Source organism: Enterobacter cloacae complex sp. 6730903, assembly GCF_048283985.1.
Lineage (GTDB): Bacteria > Pseudomonadota > Gammaproteobacteria > Enterobacterales > Enterobacteriaceae > Enterobacter > Enterobacter hormaechei_C.
Map to the genome: position 1 here is coordinate 1 of NZ_JBLVXX010000042.1, position 17098 is coordinate 17098.

Genomic DNA, 17098 nt, shown 5'->3' on the forward strand with positions numbered 1-17098 from the left:
AATAATTAAATAACAAATTATAGTGTCGCTCATCGTGAACCAGAATTAATAAACCGGAGCTGCACCATGTTAAAAAATGAAATGATCGACAAGCTCAATGCGCAAATGAATCTTGAGCTGTTTTCTTCCCTGCTTTATCAGCAAATGAGCGCCTGGTGCAGCTATCACAGCTTTGAAGGTGCGGCCGCCTTCCTGCGTCGTCATGCCCAGGAAGAGATGACGCACATGCAGCGTCTGTTTGATTACCTGACGGATACCGGCAGCCTGCCGCGCATTGATAACGTGGCATCGCCTTTTGCCGAATACGGCTCTCTTGATGAGTTGTTCCGCGCCACCTATGAGCATGAACAGCTGATCACCCAGAAAATTAATGAACTGGCTCATGCCGCCATGACCAGCCAGGATTATCCAACCTTTAATTTCCTTCAGTGGTATGTGGCTGAACAGCACGAAGAAGAGAAGCTGTTTAAATCCGTGCTGGATAAATTATCTCTGGCAGGTAAATCCGGTGAAGGTCTGTACTTCATTGATAAAGAGCTGTCGACGCTCGATACCCAGAATTAACAGAAAAGCGGTGCTGAGTTTTCAGCACCGCTTTATTTAATGACGGCAAATTTTACTTTCGTGAGTGGAAAATCCGTCTGCTGCCGGAATGAATTTTCCGCGCGCCGCCAGAAACGCCACCAGCTCCGCGGCTGTCATCTCTGAAGCTGAACAGGTATGGAAACGCGCCGCTTCGCCAAAGCGGGCATGTATCGCCTCTACCAGACTCTCCTCCGTATAGCGCTCACCTGACTCAATCATCATATTCAGCACGTCGTGTCCGTGAATTGACATGGTTACCTCTCGTAAATAAAAAGCAGACTAAACGCTCCCTCCACGGCACGCCTTGCGCTGGCGCAGGTTACGCCTTCCTTTTTTGTAAATTAATCATTACACCATATGTAACGGTGATTTGACGAGATGGGGCTTTTCCCTTACTCTGCGCCGCAGAATGAGTCGCGGTATGGAAGCGTTGTAGAGGAAAGCGTGAAGAACAGAACTCTGGGAAGTATTTTTATCGTCGCCGGGACGACAATTGGCGCAGGAATGTTGGCCATGCCGTTGGCGGCTGCGGGCGTCGGGTTTGGAGTCACCGTAGTGCTGCTGGGCGGTCTGTGGGCCCTGATGTGTTACACCGCGCTATTACTGCTTGAGGTTTATCAGCATGTCCCTCCCGATACCGGCTTAGGCTCCCTGGCTGCACGCTATCTTGGACGCTACGGGCAGTGGATCACCGGTTTCAGCATGATGTTTCTGATGTACGCCCTGACTGCCGCTTACATCAGCGGCGCCGGGGAGCTGATTGCGTCAAGTATCAATGACGGCTTCGGTGCGTCGCTTTCACCGGAAACGGGCGCCATTGTCTTTACGCTGATCGGTGGCGGCGTAGTTTGCGCGGGCACATCGCTGGTCGATCTGTTTAACCGTTTTTTGTTCAGCGCCAAAATTCTCTTCCTTGTTGTGATGCTGGTGCTGCTGGCACCGCATGTGCACAAGGTTAACCTGCTCTCCCTCCCGCTGGAGAAAGGTCTGGCGCTTTCGGCCATCCCGGTTATCTTTACCTCCTTCGGTTTTCACGGCAGCGTGCCGAGCATCGTGAGCTATATGAATGGTGATATTCGCAAGCTGCGCCGCGTCTTTGTTATCGGCAGCGCCATTCCGTTGGTTGCTTATTTGTTCTGGCAGCTAGTGACGCTGGGCAGTATTGGTTCCAATACCTTTATCGGCCTGATGGCAGAGCATTCTGGTCTGAATGGATTCCTGGTTGCCCTGCGTAACGTGGTGGCCTCTTCACACGTGGAGCTGGCGGTACATCTGTTTGCAGACCTGGCGCTGGCAACGTCCTTCCTCGGCGTGGCGCTTGGCCTGTTTGACTATATGGCGGATCTGTTCCAGCGTCGCAATACCGTTGCGGGACGCTTACAGACGGGGGCGATGACCTTCCTGCCGCCGCTGGCCTTCGCGCTCTTTTACCCGCGCGGGTTTGTGATGGCGCTGGGGTATGCTGGCGTGGCGTTATCGATTCTGGCCCTGCTGCTGCCTTCCCTGCTGGCGTGGAAGAGCCGCCAGCAACATCCGCAGCAGGGGTATCGCGTAGCGGGCGGTACGCCAATGCTGTGCGCGGTGTTTGGTTGTGGGGTGGTGATTATTCTGGTGCAGGTGCTGATTGCAGCGGGAATGCTGCCGGAAGTGGGATAACTTATTTATACAGGTCCTGAGGTACTGTTCCGTTCACCTTAAGATCTACAGAATATAATTTTTTCACAGCATGTGAACGGGATAAGGGGGCCGCCGCGGCCCCCTTATCAATCCCCGCGGCCCCGCGGAAAATCGGTGCTTCGCACTGCGCTCACCTCCCGACCATCTGCCTGCGGTCGGCTCAACTCGACATCCTGTCTCGATTCGCCTCTGGCCGCCATCCATGGCGTCCAGCCCTTGTCATCTGGTCTCCGGTTCGCCGATTTTAGCGGGGACTCAACACCCGTGCCCCATTCAGGCCACAGTAATTAATGATTTAATGCAGGCAGCAGCTTTTAAACTTCTTCCCACTCCCGCACGGGCACGGGTCGTTACGCCCCACCTTCGACCCGTTAACGATCGGCTTTTTCGCTTCCGGCTGCTGCGGGTTAGCCACCCAGTAGTTATACAAACGCAGCGCCGCAGGCTGAATGCTCTCGATGCTGGCCATGTACTCCTCTTCGGTCAGCGCATCCAGCTTCTCGCTGTTCTCTTCCGTCCCGTGGAGGGCAATCACCGCCAGGTCCGCTTCCAGCGCTTCCGGCAGGGATGACCAGTCCGTCAGCGCCACGCCGCGCATGTAGCCATAGCACCACTCTTCCACCACGGTATAGCTCTGACCGTCAACGTCGTTATAGCCAAACAGCGGTTCAAACTGATCCGGGTATTCGCTCAAACGCTCGGCAATATCGTTCATGTGCTTAAAGCAGAGATCGATAAAACGGTTCATCTCACGATCGTTTTTCCAGCGCGGAATATATTTCTCACCACCCCAGACCGTCACCAGCCAGGTGTCGGGCTCCACCACAACGGGACCGGAAAGTACTGCGGTAAGCATGCCGTCCAGTTCGGACACGTCAATCACGGATGCATCGTCGTGACCGTAAGAGATTAATGTCTCTTCCAGCCACGCCATCTCGCTTTCATTTAATGGGCCTTCAGCCATTGCTGATACTCCTGATAAAAAAAACGATCCTGACATATATCGCCGCGCGTGCCTATCTGAAGTTTAGGTCTTTATTGCTGCAAAAACGTGCAAATCGTGACCGTTGCACAACTTATGGGCTTTGTTGTTAAGGAGATGTGATCTCCGCTGTAAATTCATCTCATCCCGCAAAGGCGCATAAAACGGCGCTCTATACTCAACGTGTTGTGACCCGGTCAAGGGATTAACCATTCTGGCAACCTTTTTGCTTAATGTTCTGCGCGCTTCGCGGTGCGTGGGATCCTCGCCGTATTAAGCATGAGATTGCTTCTAAAGTGCATTTTGTTCTCGCTCTTGTTTTTGGATTTACGATGCCATCAGGCGTTCGGGTTTATACCTGGTGCAAAAACCTCTTTGCTAAGGAACATAATAATGTCGCTGAAATTTACCAAAACTCCCCTCTCCCTGGTGCTGGCCGGTTGTCTGGTGACGGCCTTTTCCGCGCAGGCCGATATCGTCATCGGCGTGGCCGGGCCGTTCACAGGCCCGAACGCAACCTACGGCGATCAATACTGGCATGGCGCTACGCAGGCGGCGGAAGACATTAACGCCGCCGGTGGGATCAACGGTGAGAAAATCAAACTGGTTCAGGGCGACGACGCCTGCGAGCCCAAACAGGCCGTCGCCGTTGCCAACCGCTTAGTCGATCAGGATAAGGTGAAAGCGGTCGTCGGCCACTTCTGCTCCTCGTCGACCATGCCCGCCTCCGAGGTCTACAGCGATGCCGGGATCCTCTCCATCACCCCCGGCTCAACGAACCCGCTGATTACCGAACGTGGCATGAGCGATATATTTCGCATGTGCGGACGTGACGACCAGCAGGGCCAGGTCGCCAGCGATTTCATTCTTGATAAGCTGAAAGCCAAACGGGTGGTCATCATCCACGATAAAGACACCTACGGTCAGGGGCTGGCGGACGCCACTAAGGCGGCGCTGGCGAAACGCGGCGTGAAGGAGGTGATGTACGAAGGGTTATCCCGCGGGGAGAAAGACTTTAACGCGCTGGTGACCAAAATCGGCGCACAAAAACCGGACGTGGTGTTCTTCGGGGGCTGTCACCCGGAAGCAGGCCCGCTGGTTCGCCAGATGCGTGAACAGGGCGTGCAGGCGAAGTTCTTCTCGGGAGACTGTATCGTCAATGAAGAGATGGTCACCGCCGCCGGTGGGGCGCAGTACACCAACGGTATTTACATGACCTTCGGTAAAGATCCGCGCCAGATCCCGGACGGAAAAGCCGTCATCGAGAAATTCCGCGCCGGTAAATTTGAACCCGAGGGATACACCCTCTACGCCTACGCGTCTGTGCAGGCTATCGCGACGGCATTTAAGGCCACAAAAGGGACGGATTCCGCAAAAGCCAGCGAGTGGCTGAAGGCCAACCCTGTCGACACGGTGATGGGTAAAAAAGCCTGGGACAGCAAAGGTGACCTCAAAGTCTCTGACTACGTGGTCTACCAGTGGGATGACAAAGGCAAATATAAAGAAGTGCCATAACGGGACGGAATCTGCTCAGCGCCGGCAGGTCTGACTGTCGGCGTAACCCTTTATTCAGGTGCGCGACCATGAGTACATTCTTCCTGCAACAATTAATTAATGGCTTAACGCTGGGTTCGGTCTACGGTCTTATCGCCATCGGCTACACCATGGTGTACGGCATCATCGGCATGATCAATTTCGCCCACGGCGAAGTGTATATGATCTCCGCCTATCTCTCGGCCATTGGTCTGGCTCTGCTGGCGTTTTTTGGACTCCACTCCTTTCCGCTGCTGATCCTGGGGACGCTGGTTTTCACCATCGTGGTCACCGGGGTTTACGGCTGGACGATTGAACGCATCGCCTATAAGCCGCTACGCAACTCGACGCGTCTGGCGCCGCTGATTTCGGCCATCGGGATGTCGTTGATACTGCAAAACTACGTCCAGCTCAGTCAGGGTCCGCGTCAGCAGGGCGTCCCGACCATGCTGGATGGCGTGCTGCGTTTTCACCTCGGCGAAGGGTTTGTCCAGATAACCTATACCAAAGTCTTTATTCTCATCGCCTCGTTCGCGGGCATGCTGGTGCTGACCTGGATTATCAACCGTACCCGCTTAGGACGCATGTGCCGTGCTGTGCAGCAGGATCGTAAGATGGCCTCCATTCTGGGTATCAATACCGACAGAATTATTTCGCTGGTGTTTGTTATCGGCGCAGCGATGGCCGGGCTGGCGGGCGTGCTGATCACCATGAATTACGGCACCTTTGATTTTTACGTCGGGTTCGTTATCGGCATTAAGGCCTTTACGGCGGCGGTGCTGGGCGGCATCGGCTCTCTGCCCGGCGCGATGCTTGGCGGGCTGATTCTGGGCGTCGCAGAAGCGCAATTCTCCGGGATGGTGAACTCGGATTATAAAGACGTGTTCTCGTTTGGATTGCTGGTCTTAATTCTGATCTTCCGTCCTCAGGGGCTGCTGGGCCGCCCTGTCGTGGCTAAAGTGTAAGGAACAACGCGATGACCTCTGACGGTTTTTCCCTGAAGCGCTGCATTCTGGACTCGATTTTTTCCGGAATGATCGCCCTGATTATTTTCGGCCCGATTGCGGGCGTGATACTGGATGGTTACAGCTTTACCTTTGACGGCCAGCGGCTGGCGTGGATTGTAGGCACGGTGATGATGGGACGCTTTTTACTGAGCGCCTTTTCAGCTACGGCGGCCGGAAGACGTTTACAGGCGCGGTTTGAATCCGACAATGCGGGCGTGTATGTCCGGCCACCGGCGTATAAAAGCCGCATGCGCTGGATCATTCCGCTGATTGTCACGCTGGCGATCTGCTTCCCGTTTGTGGCCACTAAATACGTTCTGACGGTTGCCATTCTCGGACTGATCTACGTCCTGCTCGGTCTTGGGCTGAACATTGTTGTTGGCCTGGCAGGGCTGCTGGATCTGGGTTATGTCGCCTTCTATGCCATCGGCGCTTACGGGCTGGCGCTCGGGTATCAGTATCTGGGGCTTGGGTTCTGGAGCATGCTGCCGCTGGCGGCGCTAATGGCCGCGGGCGCGGGCGCCCTGCTCGGCTTTCCGGTGCTGCGCATGCACGGGGATTATCTCGCCATCGTCACGCTTGGGTTTGGCGAGATCATCCGCCTGGTGCTGAACAACTGGCTCACCTTCACCGGCGGGCCTAACGGCGTTTCAGCCCCTGCCCCGACCTTTTTTGGCCTGGAGTTTGGCCGACGCGCCAAAGAAGGCGGCGTCCCCTTCCACGAGTTCTTCGGCCTGACCTATAACCCCAACATGAAGTTTATTTTCATCTATGCGGTACTTTTCCTGGTGGTGATGCTGGTGCTGTACATTAAACACCGGCTGACCCGAATGCCCATTGGACGGGCGTGGGAAGCGCTCCGTGAGGATGAGATTGCCTGTCGTTCCATTGGGCTGAATCACGTTCTGGTCAAACTCTCGGCCTTCACCCTGGGCGCATCGACGGCAGGTATCGCCGGGGTGTTTTTTGCCACCTACCAGGGGTTTGTTAACCCGACCTCTTTCACCTTTTTTGAATCGGCCCTGATCCTCGCCATTGTGGTCCTGGGCGGGATGGGCTCCACCGTCGGCGTCGTACTGGCCGCCTTTGTGCTGACCGTCACGCCGGAACTGCTGCGCAGCTTTGCGGAATACCGGGTGCTGCTGTTTGGCATGCTGATGGTGGTGATGATGATCTGGCGTCCTCGCGGTCTGATCCGCATCAACCGCAGCGGATTTGCCGTGCGTAAAGGAGTGGCGCCATGAACGCAACGATTTTACGTGTAGAACATCTGATGATGCACTTCGGCGGGATCAAGGCCTTAAACGACGTCAATCTTGAGGTGCAGCGCGGCTCCATTACCGCACTCATTGGGCCTAACGGCGCGGGAAAAACGACCGTCTTTAACTGCCTCACCGGTTTCTACCGGGCCTCCGGCGGCAACATTCTGTTCAATGCACGAAATAAAACCACCAATGTCATTCAGGTGCTCGGCCAGAAATTTCAGCCGGGCGACTGGCTTAACCCGGCGCAGCTTGGTCAACGCCTGTTCTATAAGATGTTTGGCGGCACGCATCTGGTGAACCGCGCGGGTCTTGCGCGCACGTTTCAGAACATCCGCCTGTTCCGCGAAATGTCCGTTGTGGAAAACCTGCTGGTGGCACAGCACATGCGCGTCAACCGCAATCTGCTGGCGGGGGTGCTGAACACCCCTGCGTATCGTCGGGCAGAAAACGATGCGCTGGACAGGGCGTTTTACTGGCTGGAGGTGGTGGATCTGGTGGAATGCGCGAACCGTCTGGCCGGGGAAATGTCCTATGGTCAGCAACGACGCCTCGAAATCGCCCGCGCCATGTGTACCGGCCCGGAGATGATTTGTCTCGATGAACCTGCTGCCGGCCTGAACCCGGTGGAGACGCACAAGCTGAGTGAGATCATCCGGTTCCTGCGCGACCACCATGACATCACGGTTTTGCTGATCGAGCATGATATGGGGATGGTAATGGGCATTTCAGATGACATCATTGTGCTCGATCACGGCGATGTGATTGCCAGAGGTAAACCGGCTGAGATCCAGCACAATGAAAAAGTGATTGCCGCGTATCTGGGCACCGACGAAAGTGAGGTAAACCTGTGAGCGAACCGATGCTTCAGTTTCAGGATGTGGATGTTTTCTACGGGGTGATCCAGGCGTTGAAGCAGGTTTCGCTTGAGGTTAATAAAGGGGAAACCGTAGCCCTGATTGGCGCTAACGGCGCGGGGAAGTCAACATTACTGATGTCTGTCTTTGGTCAGCCCCGGATCCGCAACGGGCAGATCCTCTTCTGCGGCGAGGATATCAGCCAGAAATCTACCCACTATGTTGCCACCGGCGGCATCGCGCAGGCACCTGAGGGACGACGCATTTTCCCGGATATGTCTGTAGAAGAGAACCTGCTGATGGGGACAATCCCCGTCGGCAATCAGCATGCAGCGGAAGATATGCAAAGCATGTTCGACCTCTTCCCTCGCCTCAAGGAGCGACGTAACCAGCGGGCGATGACGCTTTCCGGCGGTGAACAGCAGATGCTGGCTATCGCCCGCGCGCTGATGAGCCGTCCTAAACTTCTGCTGCTGGATGAACCCAGCCTCGGCCTCGCGCCAATCGTGGTTAAACAGATCTTCCAGACGCTGCGCGAGCTGGCCCGTAACGGAATGACAATTTTTCTGGTCGAGCAGAATGCGCACCACGCGCTGAAGTTGTCCGACCACGGTTATGTGATGGTTAACGGCCAGATTCGGTTAAGCGGCAGCGGCGAGGCGTTGCTGAAGGATCCGGAGGTGAGGAAGGCGTACCTGGGTGGCGTGTGAAACGAAAAGGCCATAGTGAGAAAAACTCACAGTGATTGCCATTATTAATCGTTTTTCTGATGCGACCGTATTCAAATATCATCCTCACGACCCGCCTTTGCGCGGGCCGAGAAACGTTCAGCCGCAAACTGAATAATAATGATAAGAGGATCCGGGGCAAACATGACACTTGATGCGTTATATCAGTTAATGAAAACTGTATTACCACCTGACAGCGATTCAGCCAATGATTTACAGGATTTTATGGCCATGCTTATGGCGACGAAACATCACTCAGAGGCTCTGTCACCGTTTTCGCAGCGCGTGTACATGCTGTCCGTTGCCCATCGCGACCCTAAGCAAGCGGCTGCGCTGATTTCAGCCTGTCATCCTGAAGCAGGAAAGCCCCTTCCTCTGCTCGACTTTTCCGGCTGGCCGCACGTGCGTTACGCCACGTCGGGTGAATTTCAGACGCCCGAGTCCGAGGCATATTTTCACAAGATTACGTCTGCCGCCACGATATTACGCGCGGCAATCATCGAGGCTGAGCAGCAAAAAAATACCCCTGCTTTTTATATTCTGGATAAGGTGCTCAGCCTGAACAGCGCTTTACCAGAACGCTATAAAAAGATGGCAAACATCTCTTACTCATAACGGTATTAATACACCCGGCTTTCATCGTATTCCAGATAAAGAATATCCAGAGCCGGAACGACCGGGGTATGGTTTTGCAGCCAGGCCAGAAGATGCTGAATGCTCTCTCTTTTGAGTGAATTTTTTGGCCAGACGAGGTAGTAGCCATCCCCCGTCGCGATAGCTTCCCTGAAAGGCAGGCCCAGCAGGCCACTTTTCAGGGCATCAAGCGTGAGATGCAGGTCGGCGATAGCGATGCCGTGCCCGTTCATCGCGGCAATACTCCCCTGTTCAAGGGTGTCAAACACCATACCGCTGCTCATATCGAGCCCCGGGAACAATCCTGTTCTTCGCAGCCAGCGTCGCCAGTCCCGTCTGTCCGGTGAAGGATGTATCAGATCGCATTGCGGAAGCCGCTGCCGTGCCGGTTCGATAAGTGATGGGGTACAAACCGGGATAAGCCATTCATGAAAAAGCAGCTGGCTTTCCGTTGTGTCACCAAAACGCCCATTGCCGAGAAGAATGGCGCAGTCGTAGGGCTCAAGATTGAAATCAACGGTGTCAATGTCCATCCAGACGCTGGCAATCTCAACCTGTGGTTTTGCATGGTTGTTGCGAAAAGATCGCAGCACGTCGAGAAGCCATCTCATGGTCAGGGTGCTGGGCGCTTTTAACCGCAGCAGGTGGTTTTCACTGCGAAATACCCGGCAGGCCCATTCAATGCTCGTGAAGCTTTCGTTCAGCTGCCCGGCAAGCACTCGCCCGGCTTCAGTGACCTCCACGCGAGGACCTTGCCTTTTGAAAAGCTCGCAGTCGAACCACAGTTCAAGGGTACGAACATGTCTGCTGACTGCGCCCGGTGTAATATTGAGCGTTTCAGCGGCTTTACTGAAGGAGTTCAACCGCGCAGCAACTTCAAACGCACGCAGTGCATACAATGGCGGTAAAGACATAGCGTCCCTTAAATGAGGTGATGGCATGGGGAATCAGGATCGCAAACCTGCAAATCTTCACACTGCAAATCGCGCCCGCTACACGATAGCATAATGGGTATCTGTTTAATTCCGTTGAAAAGGATCGTTGTTTTATTACGTGAGGGTCAGAAATGAAGGTTGTTGATTAGCAGAATGTCAGGCACAAAAAAACCACCTTTCGGTGGTTTCACGACACTGCTTATTGCTTTGATTATTCTGCTTTTTCCCATGGTAGCCGGAGTGGGACTTGAACCCACACAGCGCGAACGCCGAGGGATTTTAAATCCCTTGTGTCTACCGATTCCACCATCCGGCCAGGGAAGAAAGTGGAGGCGCGTTCCGGAGTCGAACCGGACTAGACGGATTTGCAATCCGCTACATAACCGCTTTGCTAACGCGCCTTAAATCTGTTGTCTTTCGACCTGCACCCGCAAACTGCCGATGCACTAATCTGGAGCGGGAAACGAGACTCGAACTCGCGACCCCGACCTTGGCAAGGTCGTGCTCTACCAACTGAGCTATTCCCGCATGTCATCAAGTAACTATTTAACCACTTCCTAACCACTTGATTTCATTGTCGTCCGGCTAACTGTGCCGCCGTTCGATGCGTTGCATTCTACTGATATGACGTTATGAGTCAACGTTATTTTTTGCATCTCAGGATCGTTTGCTGAAAATTAAGCCGAAACGATCACTGTTCAAGCAAATCACCACGCGCAGCGTTCAAATATTGCAGCATTGACCACAGCGTCAGCACCGCCGCAACCCACAGCAGACCAATGCCAGCCCACTCTACCCAGGCATTGGGACGCCACAGCATCCATACCAGCGCCGCCATCTGTGCGGTGGTTTTAACTTTACCGATCCAGGACACCGCCACGCTGCTGCGTTTACCCAGCTCCGCCATCCACTCGCGCAGGGCAGAGATAATAATCTCACGGCCAATCATGGTTGCGGCAGGCAGCGTCACCCACCAGGTATGATAATGTTCCGCCACCAGCACCATCGCGATTGCCACCATCACCTTATCGGCAACCGGATCGAGGAACGCGCCAAAGCGGGTACTCTGGTTCCAGCGACGCGCCAGATAACCGTCAAACCAGTCCGTCACGGCAGCGATCAGGAAAATAAGCGCACAGGCAAAAGGCGCCCAGACGACCGGCAGGTAAAATGCCAGGACGAAGAACGGAATGAGCACAACGCGAAAGAGAGTGAGCAACGTAGGGATATTAAATCGCATGATGACGGTAACTGTCTGTTGTCAGTAAAATTTAGCTCTATGTTGCTACAGAGCCCTCAATGTTTCAACGAGTAGTAGATCTTTTCTGCCAGCCCTTGCGAAATACCCGGCACTTTTGCAATTTCTTCCATACTGGCGTTGAGTAATCCTTGCAATCCGCCCATATACTTCAACAGCATCTGGCGACGTTTTGGCCCGACGCCTTCAATCGTCTCAAGGGTACTGGTATTTTTCACTTTCGCCCGTTTTTTACGGTGCCCACTGATGGCATGATCGTGCGACTCATCGCGGATATGCTGGATCACATGCAGCGCAGGGGAATCCGGCGGCAGGCTAAAGCCCTCGCCTTCCGGCTCAAAGAACAGCGTTTCCAGGCCAGCCTTACGGTCTGCCCCTTTCGCTACCCCCAGCAGCAGCGGATGATTCTTATCCCACTCCACGTCGAGCGATTCAAATACCGCCTTCGCCTGCCCCAACTGCCCTTTCCCGCCGTCGATAAGGATAACGTCCGGGATTTTGCTCTCTTCAATCGCTTTACCATAGCGACGGCGCAGCACCTGGTTCATGGCGGCATAATCGTCACCAGGCGTAATGCCGGTGATGTTATAGCGACGATACTCTGCCCGCAGCGGACCGTTGGCATCAAAGACCACACACGACGCCACGGTCTGCTCACCCATCGTATGGCTGATGTCGAAGCATTCCATGCGTTTCACTTCCGGCAGCTTAAGCAGCGTAGCAAGCGCGGTTAAACGCTGGCTCACAGTCGACTGCTGGGACAGTTTAGTGGTCAGCGCCGTGGCGGCATTGGTTCGCGCCAGCTTCAGATAACGCGCGCGATCGCCGCGCGGTTTCGTCTGAACATTCACCCGGCGGCCTGCCAGCTCTGAAAGCGACTCCGCCAGCAGGGTTTTATCATCGAGCGTGAAGTCGAGCAGGATCTCCGAGGGCAGCGTACGCATCTGGCTGCCCTGCAAATAAAACTGGCCGACAAAGGTCTCCACCACTTCACCCAGCTCAGTGCCGCCAGGCACTTTCGGGAAGTAGCTGCGGCTGCCGAGCACTTTGCCCTGACGAATAAACAGCACATGAACGCAGGCCAGACCGGCGTCAAAGGCTACGCCGATAACATCGAGGTCGTCGCCCGTATTGGAAACAAACTGCTTCTCGGTCACCCTGCGCACCGCCTGGATCTGGTCGCGGATGCGTGCGGCCTCCTCAAATTCCAGCGCCGCGCTGGCTTTTTCCATACGGGCAATCAGTTGCGTCAGCACCTGATCGTCTTTCCCGGCTAAAAACAGGCGGACATATTCCACCTGCTGCGCGTACTCTTCTTCGCTCACCAGCCCTTCTACGCACGGCCCCAGGCAGCGGCCAATCTGATATTGCAGGCATGGCCGCGAACGGTTGCGATAAACACTGTTTTCGCACTGGCGAACGGGAAAGATTTTTTGCAAAAGCGCCAGCGTTTCCCGCACGGCATAACCGTTCGGGAAGGGGCCGAAATATTCACCTTTCGCATGCTTAGCGCCACGATGCATCGCCAGCCGCGGGTGCGTGTCGCCGCTCAGAAAGATAAACGGATAGGACTTGTCATCGCGCAGCAGAACGTTGTAGCGCGGCTGATACAACTTAATGTAGTTGTGCTCAAGGAGCAGCGCTTCCGTTTCCGTATGCGTTACGGTGACATCAATGTTGTGTATAAGTGCGACCAGCGCTTCGGTTTTACGGGAGGCAAGGTTGCTGCGGAAATAGCTGGAAAGGCGTTTCTTCAGATCTTTCGCCTTACCGACATAGATAACCGTACCGCCAGCATCGTACATACGGTAGACGCCTGGCTGGCTGGTGACGGTTTTCAGAAATGCTTTTGAATCGAACGCTTCACTCACTGACTTATTAACGACTCCGCATTGCACAAACCATGGCGAATGGCCAGATGAGTCAGTTCGACATCACCGTGAATGTTCAGTTTACTGAACATTCGATAGCGATAGCTGTTGACCGTTTTCGGGCTGAGGTTCAGCTGCTCTGAAATCTCATTCACCTTCTGACCTTTAGTGATCATCAGCATAATCTGCAATTCGCGCTCAGACAAACTGGCAAACGGAGATTCCGTTTTTTCCGGTTCAATCTGACTCAGAGCCATCTGTTGAGCAATATCAGAAGCGATGTAGCGCTGCCCGGCGTGTACGGTGCGGATCGCATTGACAACTTCCTGCGGCGCGGCGCCTTTACTGAGATACCCGGCAGCACCCGCCTGCATAACCCTGGCAGGCAGCGGATTTTCGGTATGGACGGTCAGCATGATAACTTTGGTATCAACGAACATGCGCGCGATTTTGCGCGTGGCTTCAAGCCCGCCAATACCGGGCATGTTCATATCCATCAGCACCACGTCTGCGGAGTTAGCGCGACACCATTTGACGGCATCTTCGCCACAGCACGCCTCGCCGGCAACTTTAATACCCTTTATATCTTCAAGAATGCGTCGTATCCCTGCGCGCACCAGTTCGTGGTCATCAACAAGAAGGACGTTGATCAAAGGAAATGTCTCCAGAATAGGGATAACGCTACTGACTGCTAATTGGGTTTATATTAACGGTTTTCCATGCAAGATTAAAACGCTAAAAAATCGTCTATACGATTCTGGTCTCGTTTTTGGAAATTAGGCTGTACAGCAAGTGGAAAGAAAACCCTTGTCCGCTGGGCTTTTACCGCTATTTTTTAGCATCGACATTCAAAAAGTTACTAAAACAGTTGTTAACTCTGACGAAAAAGAGCGCGCGATTTTTTGTAACAACAATTAACGAATGGCGAACCGGGGATAAACATTTAATTGTCGCTAACATATTGGACAGAGTACCTTCATAATCCGCGCCGCCCAATAATCACGGCGTGATAAGTATAAAAAACAACCACTGCATTTTTTGCCGTAGCTTGTGGTATACTCCGCCGCCTTAACTTTCATCGTCGCGCTCATGCGCTGTTTTATAATGAGGAAAATAAATGAGCACACCTGAATTTGCCACTGCCGAGAATAACCAGGAACTGGCACAGGAAGTAAACTGCCTGAAGTCGCTGCTGACGCTTATGCTACAGGCGATGGGCCAGGCTGATGCTGGTCGTGTGATCATTAAAATGGAAAAACAGATCGCGCAGATGGAAGACCAGGCTGAATCCGCTGTTTTTGCCAATACGGTTAAGCAAATTAAACAAGCCTACCGCCAGTAACAAAAACGGCTGGATGCAAAGCATTCAGCCGTTTTCTCGTCTGACACGCAGAACGTGATATCAGTCAGATAAGCCCCGTCGCCGCGGCATAACACGCTATCTGGATCTTATTCGGTGCGTTGAATTTCTTCTGCATATTCTTTTGATGGAAATTGACGGTATTTTCCGAGATGGAGAGAATGATGGCGATTTCTGCCGACGTCTTCCCTTCTGCGGTCCACTTCAGAATTTCCCGCTCACGCTTGCTGAATTTCATTTCAGGCGGCATCACCGTCTCATGTTCAAAGCGCAGCAGCGTAGTGAGCGCCATCTGGACCAGCATTTGTAAACGCAGCTCAATTTCTTCACTGGATATCGAGTGTGCCTGTAAGCTGGTACATGACACGGAGAGGAAACCGAGCGCATGATTTGGCATCATCAGACACTGCGTTATTCCCTTGCGTAAACCGTGGTCCCGCGCGCCGTCCCATAATTGCTGGGCATCCGTGAATAATTCATCTGTCCAGGGCAAATGTCCCTGAATGAAATTCTCCGGCTTCAGCACCGGGTCAATGGCGAAATAATTCTCGGACTGATATTGCGCCATCCATTGTTGCGGATAACTGGAATGGACGGATGTTCGCGGGCGGGTAAATGGCACAGGGTGTCGAACACAAAGCGCATAATAATCGAATTCAAGCGCCTGCGTTTGTCGCTGAAGTTCCTGATATACCTCTTCGGCACAGGTCATTTCCTGAAACCGGAGGAAGCATTCCCGTCGCCAGGTGAAAAAGTCTATATCCCTCATACTTACTGAATGAAGCCTCTGATAAAGATAATCATTATTATGGTGAATATAACCTAACACATAAAGCATGATTATTTATATAAAATATCGGCCACAGGGAGATTATCTTTAATTTGGCGATGGCTTACCCACATCAGGCGGAATAAAAAAGCAACAGAACGGAGTTTAAGGGAGGATAATTTGCTCCAGAAGCGGCATCTGGAGCAAATTGAACGCTAAAATGCTACTGCATTAAGAATTTTTCAAGGAACTGACGGGTACGGGGCTGCTGCGGATTGGCAAACAGCGCTTTAGCCGGCCCCTGCTCAACTATTCTCCCCTGATCCATGAAAATAGCCCGATCGGCAACGTCGTGAGCGAAGCTCATTTCATGCGTCACAATCACCATCGTGCGTTTCTCCTGCGCCAGCTGTCGGATCGTGTTCAGTACTTCCCCGACCAGCTCAGGATCGAGCGCGGACGTGGGTTCGTCAAACAGGATCACATCCGGGCGCATCGCCAGCGCGCGCGCAATGGCGACACGCTGCTGCTGCCCGCCAGATAAGCGACGCGGATAGCTCGTCTCCTTCCCTGCCAGGCCAACCTTCGCCAGCAGCTCGCGGGCGCGGGCCGTCGCGTCTTCCTTTGATTCACCCTTGACGATGACCGGCCCTTCAATAATGTTTTCCAGCACCGTACGGTGCGGAAAAAGGTTAAAGCTCTGGAACACGAAGCCGACATGCTGGCGCAGGCGGCGAATCAACCCTTTTTGCTGGCTGATGGGTTTCCCGGTATCAATGGTGATATCACCCACGCGGATCGTCCCGCCTTCGGGCTGCTCCAGTAAATTGATGCTGCGCAGCAGCGTGGTTTTGCCTGACCCGCTCGGGCCGATAATGGCCACCACTTCGCCCTGCTCAACCTCAAGGTCAATGCCATGCAGCACCGTTTGCCCGTGGAATTTTTTCACCAGGTTTTTGACGTCAATTGCACTCATTTTGGATCACGCTCCTGGCGGTTAAGCTGGTTTTCAAAATAGTTTTGCAGAGCGGACAGTACCGTCGCCATCACCCAGTAAATCAGCGAGGCCGCCAGATACATGGTAAACACTTCCAGCGTGCGCGAGGTGATCAGCTGCGCCTGACGGAACAGCTCCGGCACCTGAATGGTCGCCGCAAGCGAGGTGTCTTTCACGAGGCTGATAAAGCTGTTGCTCAGCGGCGGCAGCGCCACGCGCGCCGCCTGGGGCAGGATCGCCCGGCGCAGCGTTTGCCACGGGGTCATCCCGATACTGGCCGCCGCTTCCCACTGCCCTTTATCGATGGAGGAGATCGCCGCACGCAGCGTTTCAGAGGTGTACGCCGCCGTATTCAGCGACAGGCCAATCATCGCCGCCGGGATCGGATCCAGCTCAATACCGAACTGTGGCAGACCGTAGTAAATCATAAACAGCTGGGCGATAAGCGGCGTTCCGCGGAACACGGAGATGTAAAACCGCGCCAGCCAACGCACCGGCCAGATGTTGGACATACGCATCAGTGCCAGCACAAACCCGAGCACCAGCCCGAAGAACATCCCGCCGATACTGAGCTGTAAAGTAAACACCGCGCCCTTAAGCAAGAACGGCAGCGAATCAATAACCAGTTGAATACTTTCTTGCAT

18 protein-coding genes and 3 tRNA genes are annotated in these 17098 nt (G+C 53.9%); 9 read left to right on the forward strand and 12 right to left on the reverse strand.

Going from position 1 to position 17098, the window contains the following annotated elements:
• Positions 1–66: 66 nt before the first annotated feature.
• Complete coding sequence (ftnA, locus tag ACNQ0W_RS19075; RefSeq protein WP_062933829.1) at positions 67–564, forward strand: non-heme ferritin; 498 nt, start codon at positions 67–69, stop codon at positions 562–564.
• Positions 565–600: 36 nt separating this feature from the next.
• Here the strand turns inward: ftnA and ACNQ0W_RS19080 are convergent, their stop codons facing one another.
• On the reverse strand, positions 601–837 hold the full coding sequence (locus ACNQ0W_RS19080; RefSeq protein WP_003859673.1) for a YecH family metal-binding protein: 237 nt from the start codon (positions 835–837) through the stop codon (positions 601–603).
• A 192-nt stretch (positions 838–1029) separates the two neighbouring features.
• On the opposite strand from ACNQ0W_RS19080, the gene tyrP reads away from it, so the two are divergent.
• A complete protein-coding gene (gene tyrP / locus ACNQ0W_RS19085) occupies positions 1030–2241 on the forward strand; it encodes a tyrosine transporter TyrP (protein ID WP_062933832.1) in 1212 nt (403 codons plus the stop codon).
• Positions 2242–2557: 316 nt separating this feature from the next.
• Here the strand turns inward: tyrP and ACNQ0W_RS19090 are convergent, their stop codons facing one another.
• Positions 2558–3226 carry a YecA family protein gene (locus tag ACNQ0W_RS19090; protein ID WP_062933828.1) on the reverse strand — a complete coding sequence of 223 codons (669 nt, stop codon included), beginning with the start codon at positions 3224–3226 and terminating at the stop codon, positions 2558–2560.
• 411 nt (positions 3227–3637) lie between these two features.
• On the opposite strand from ACNQ0W_RS19090, the gene ACNQ0W_RS19095 reads away from it, so the two are divergent.
• The 6 genes from ACNQ0W_RS19095 to ACNQ0W_RS19120 all read left to right on the forward strand — a co-directional run bounded on the left by ACNQ0W_RS19095 (position 3638) and on the right by ACNQ0W_RS19120 (position 9246).
• Positions 3638–4759, forward strand: coding sequence for a branched-chain amino acid ABC transporter substrate-binding protein (locus ACNQ0W_RS19095; RefSeq protein ID WP_062933827.1), 1122 nt, complete (start codon positions 3638–3640; stop codon positions 4757–4759).
• Positions 4760–4827: 68 nt separating this feature from the next.
• Positions 4828–5742, forward strand: a complete 915-nt coding sequence (locus ACNQ0W_RS19100) for an ABC transporter permease subunit (protein ID WP_003859667.1) — start codon at positions 4828–4830, stop codon at positions 5740–5742.
• A gap of 11 nt (positions 5743–5753) precedes the next feature.
• Positions 5754–7028, forward strand: a complete 1275-nt coding sequence (gene livM / locus ACNQ0W_RS19105) for a high-affinity branched-chain amino acid ABC transporter permease LivM (RefSeq protein ID WP_062933826.1) — start codon at positions 5754–5756, stop codon at positions 7026–7028.
• Positions 7025–7900 (forward strand): ATP-binding cassette domain-containing protein, encoded by an 876-nt coding sequence (locus tag ACNQ0W_RS19110; protein WP_062933825.1) that lies wholly within the window; start codon positions 7025–7027, stop codon positions 7898–7900. Before livM ends, ACNQ0W_RS19110 begins: the two co-directional genes overlap by 4 nt.
• Complete coding sequence (locus ACNQ0W_RS19115; RefSeq protein WP_062933824.1) at positions 7897–8613, forward strand: ABC transporter ATP-binding protein; 717 nt, start codon at positions 7897–7899, stop codon at positions 8611–8613. The genes ACNQ0W_RS19110 and ACNQ0W_RS19115 overlap by 4 nt, the downstream gene beginning before the upstream one ends.
• A 162-nt stretch (positions 8614–8775) precedes the next feature.
• Positions 8776–9246, forward strand: a complete 471-nt coding sequence (locus tag ACNQ0W_RS19120; RefSeq protein ID WP_047716605.1) for a hypothetical protein — start codon at positions 8776–8778, stop codon at positions 9244–9246.
• Positions 9247–9251: 5 nt separating this feature from the next.
• Here ACNQ0W_RS19120 and ACNQ0W_RS19125 read toward each other — a convergent pair whose 3' ends face one another.
• The 7 genes from ACNQ0W_RS19125 to uvrY all read right to left on the reverse strand — a co-directional run bounded on the left by ACNQ0W_RS19125 (position 9252) and on the right by uvrY (position 13981).
• Positions 9252–10178: a LysR substrate-binding domain-containing protein gene (locus ACNQ0W_RS19125; RefSeq protein WP_062933823.1), complete on the reverse strand. Its 927-nt coding sequence runs from the start codon at positions 10176–10178 to the stop codon at positions 9252–9254.
• Positions 10179–10428: 250 nt separating this feature from the next.
• Positions 10429–10515 (reverse strand) — tRNA-Leu (locus tag ACNQ0W_RS19130).
• Between the two features lie 11 nt (positions 10516–10526).
• Positions 10527–10600: transfer RNA gene (locus ACNQ0W_RS19135), tRNA-Cys, on the reverse strand.
• 51 nt (positions 10601–10651) lie between these two features.
• Positions 10652–10727: transfer RNA gene (locus ACNQ0W_RS19140), tRNA-Gly, on the reverse strand.
• 163 nt (positions 10728–10890) lie between these two features.
• On the reverse strand, positions 10891–11439 hold the full coding sequence (gene pgsA / locus ACNQ0W_RS19145) for a CDP-diacylglycerol--glycerol-3-phosphate 3-phosphatidyltransferase (RefSeq protein ID WP_003859652.1): 549 nt from the start codon (positions 11437–11439) through the stop codon (positions 10891–10893).
• Positions 11440–11495: 56 nt separating this feature from the next.
• Entirely contained in the window at positions 11496–13328 is a 1833-nt protein-coding gene (gene uvrC / locus ACNQ0W_RS19150) for an excinuclease ABC subunit UvrC (protein ID WP_017384477.1), read from the reverse strand.
• The gene (uvrY, locus tag ACNQ0W_RS19155) at positions 13325–13981 is read right to left on the reverse strand and encodes a UvrY/SirA/GacA family response regulator transcription factor (protein ID WP_017384478.1); all 657 of its coding nucleotides are present in this window, start codon (positions 13979–13981) and stop codon (positions 13325–13327) included. Before uvrY ends, uvrC begins: the two co-directional genes overlap by 4 nt.
• A gap of 464 nt (positions 13982–14445) precedes the next feature.
• Here uvrY and ACNQ0W_RS19160 point away from each other — a divergent pair, with 464 nt between their 5' ends.
• Positions 14446–14670: a DUF2594 family protein gene (locus tag ACNQ0W_RS19160; protein WP_003859644.1), complete on the forward strand. Its 225-nt coding sequence runs from the start codon at positions 14446–14448 to the stop codon at positions 14668–14670.
• A gap of 64 nt (positions 14671–14734) precedes the next feature.
• Here the strand turns inward: ACNQ0W_RS19160 and sdiA are convergent, their stop codons facing one another.
• The 3 genes from sdiA to tcyL all read right to left on the reverse strand — a co-directional run bounded on the left by sdiA (position 14735) and on the right by tcyL (position 17098).
• Complete coding sequence (sdiA, locus tag ACNQ0W_RS19165; RefSeq protein WP_045333304.1) at positions 14735–15457, reverse strand: transcriptional regulator SdiA; 723 nt, start codon at positions 15455–15457, stop codon at positions 14735–14737.
• A 223-nt stretch (positions 15458–15680) separates the two neighbouring features.
• Positions 15681–16433, reverse strand: a complete 753-nt coding sequence (gene tcyN / locus ACNQ0W_RS19170) for an L-cystine ABC transporter ATP-binding protein TcyN (protein ID WP_062933822.1) — start codon at positions 16431–16433, stop codon at positions 15681–15683.
• The gene (gene tcyL / locus ACNQ0W_RS19175) at positions 16430–17098 is read right to left on the reverse strand and encodes a cystine ABC transporter permease (protein WP_003859632.1); all 669 of its coding nucleotides are present in this window, start codon (positions 17096–17098) and stop codon (positions 16430–16432) included. The genes tcyN and tcyL overlap by 4 nt, the downstream gene beginning before the upstream one ends.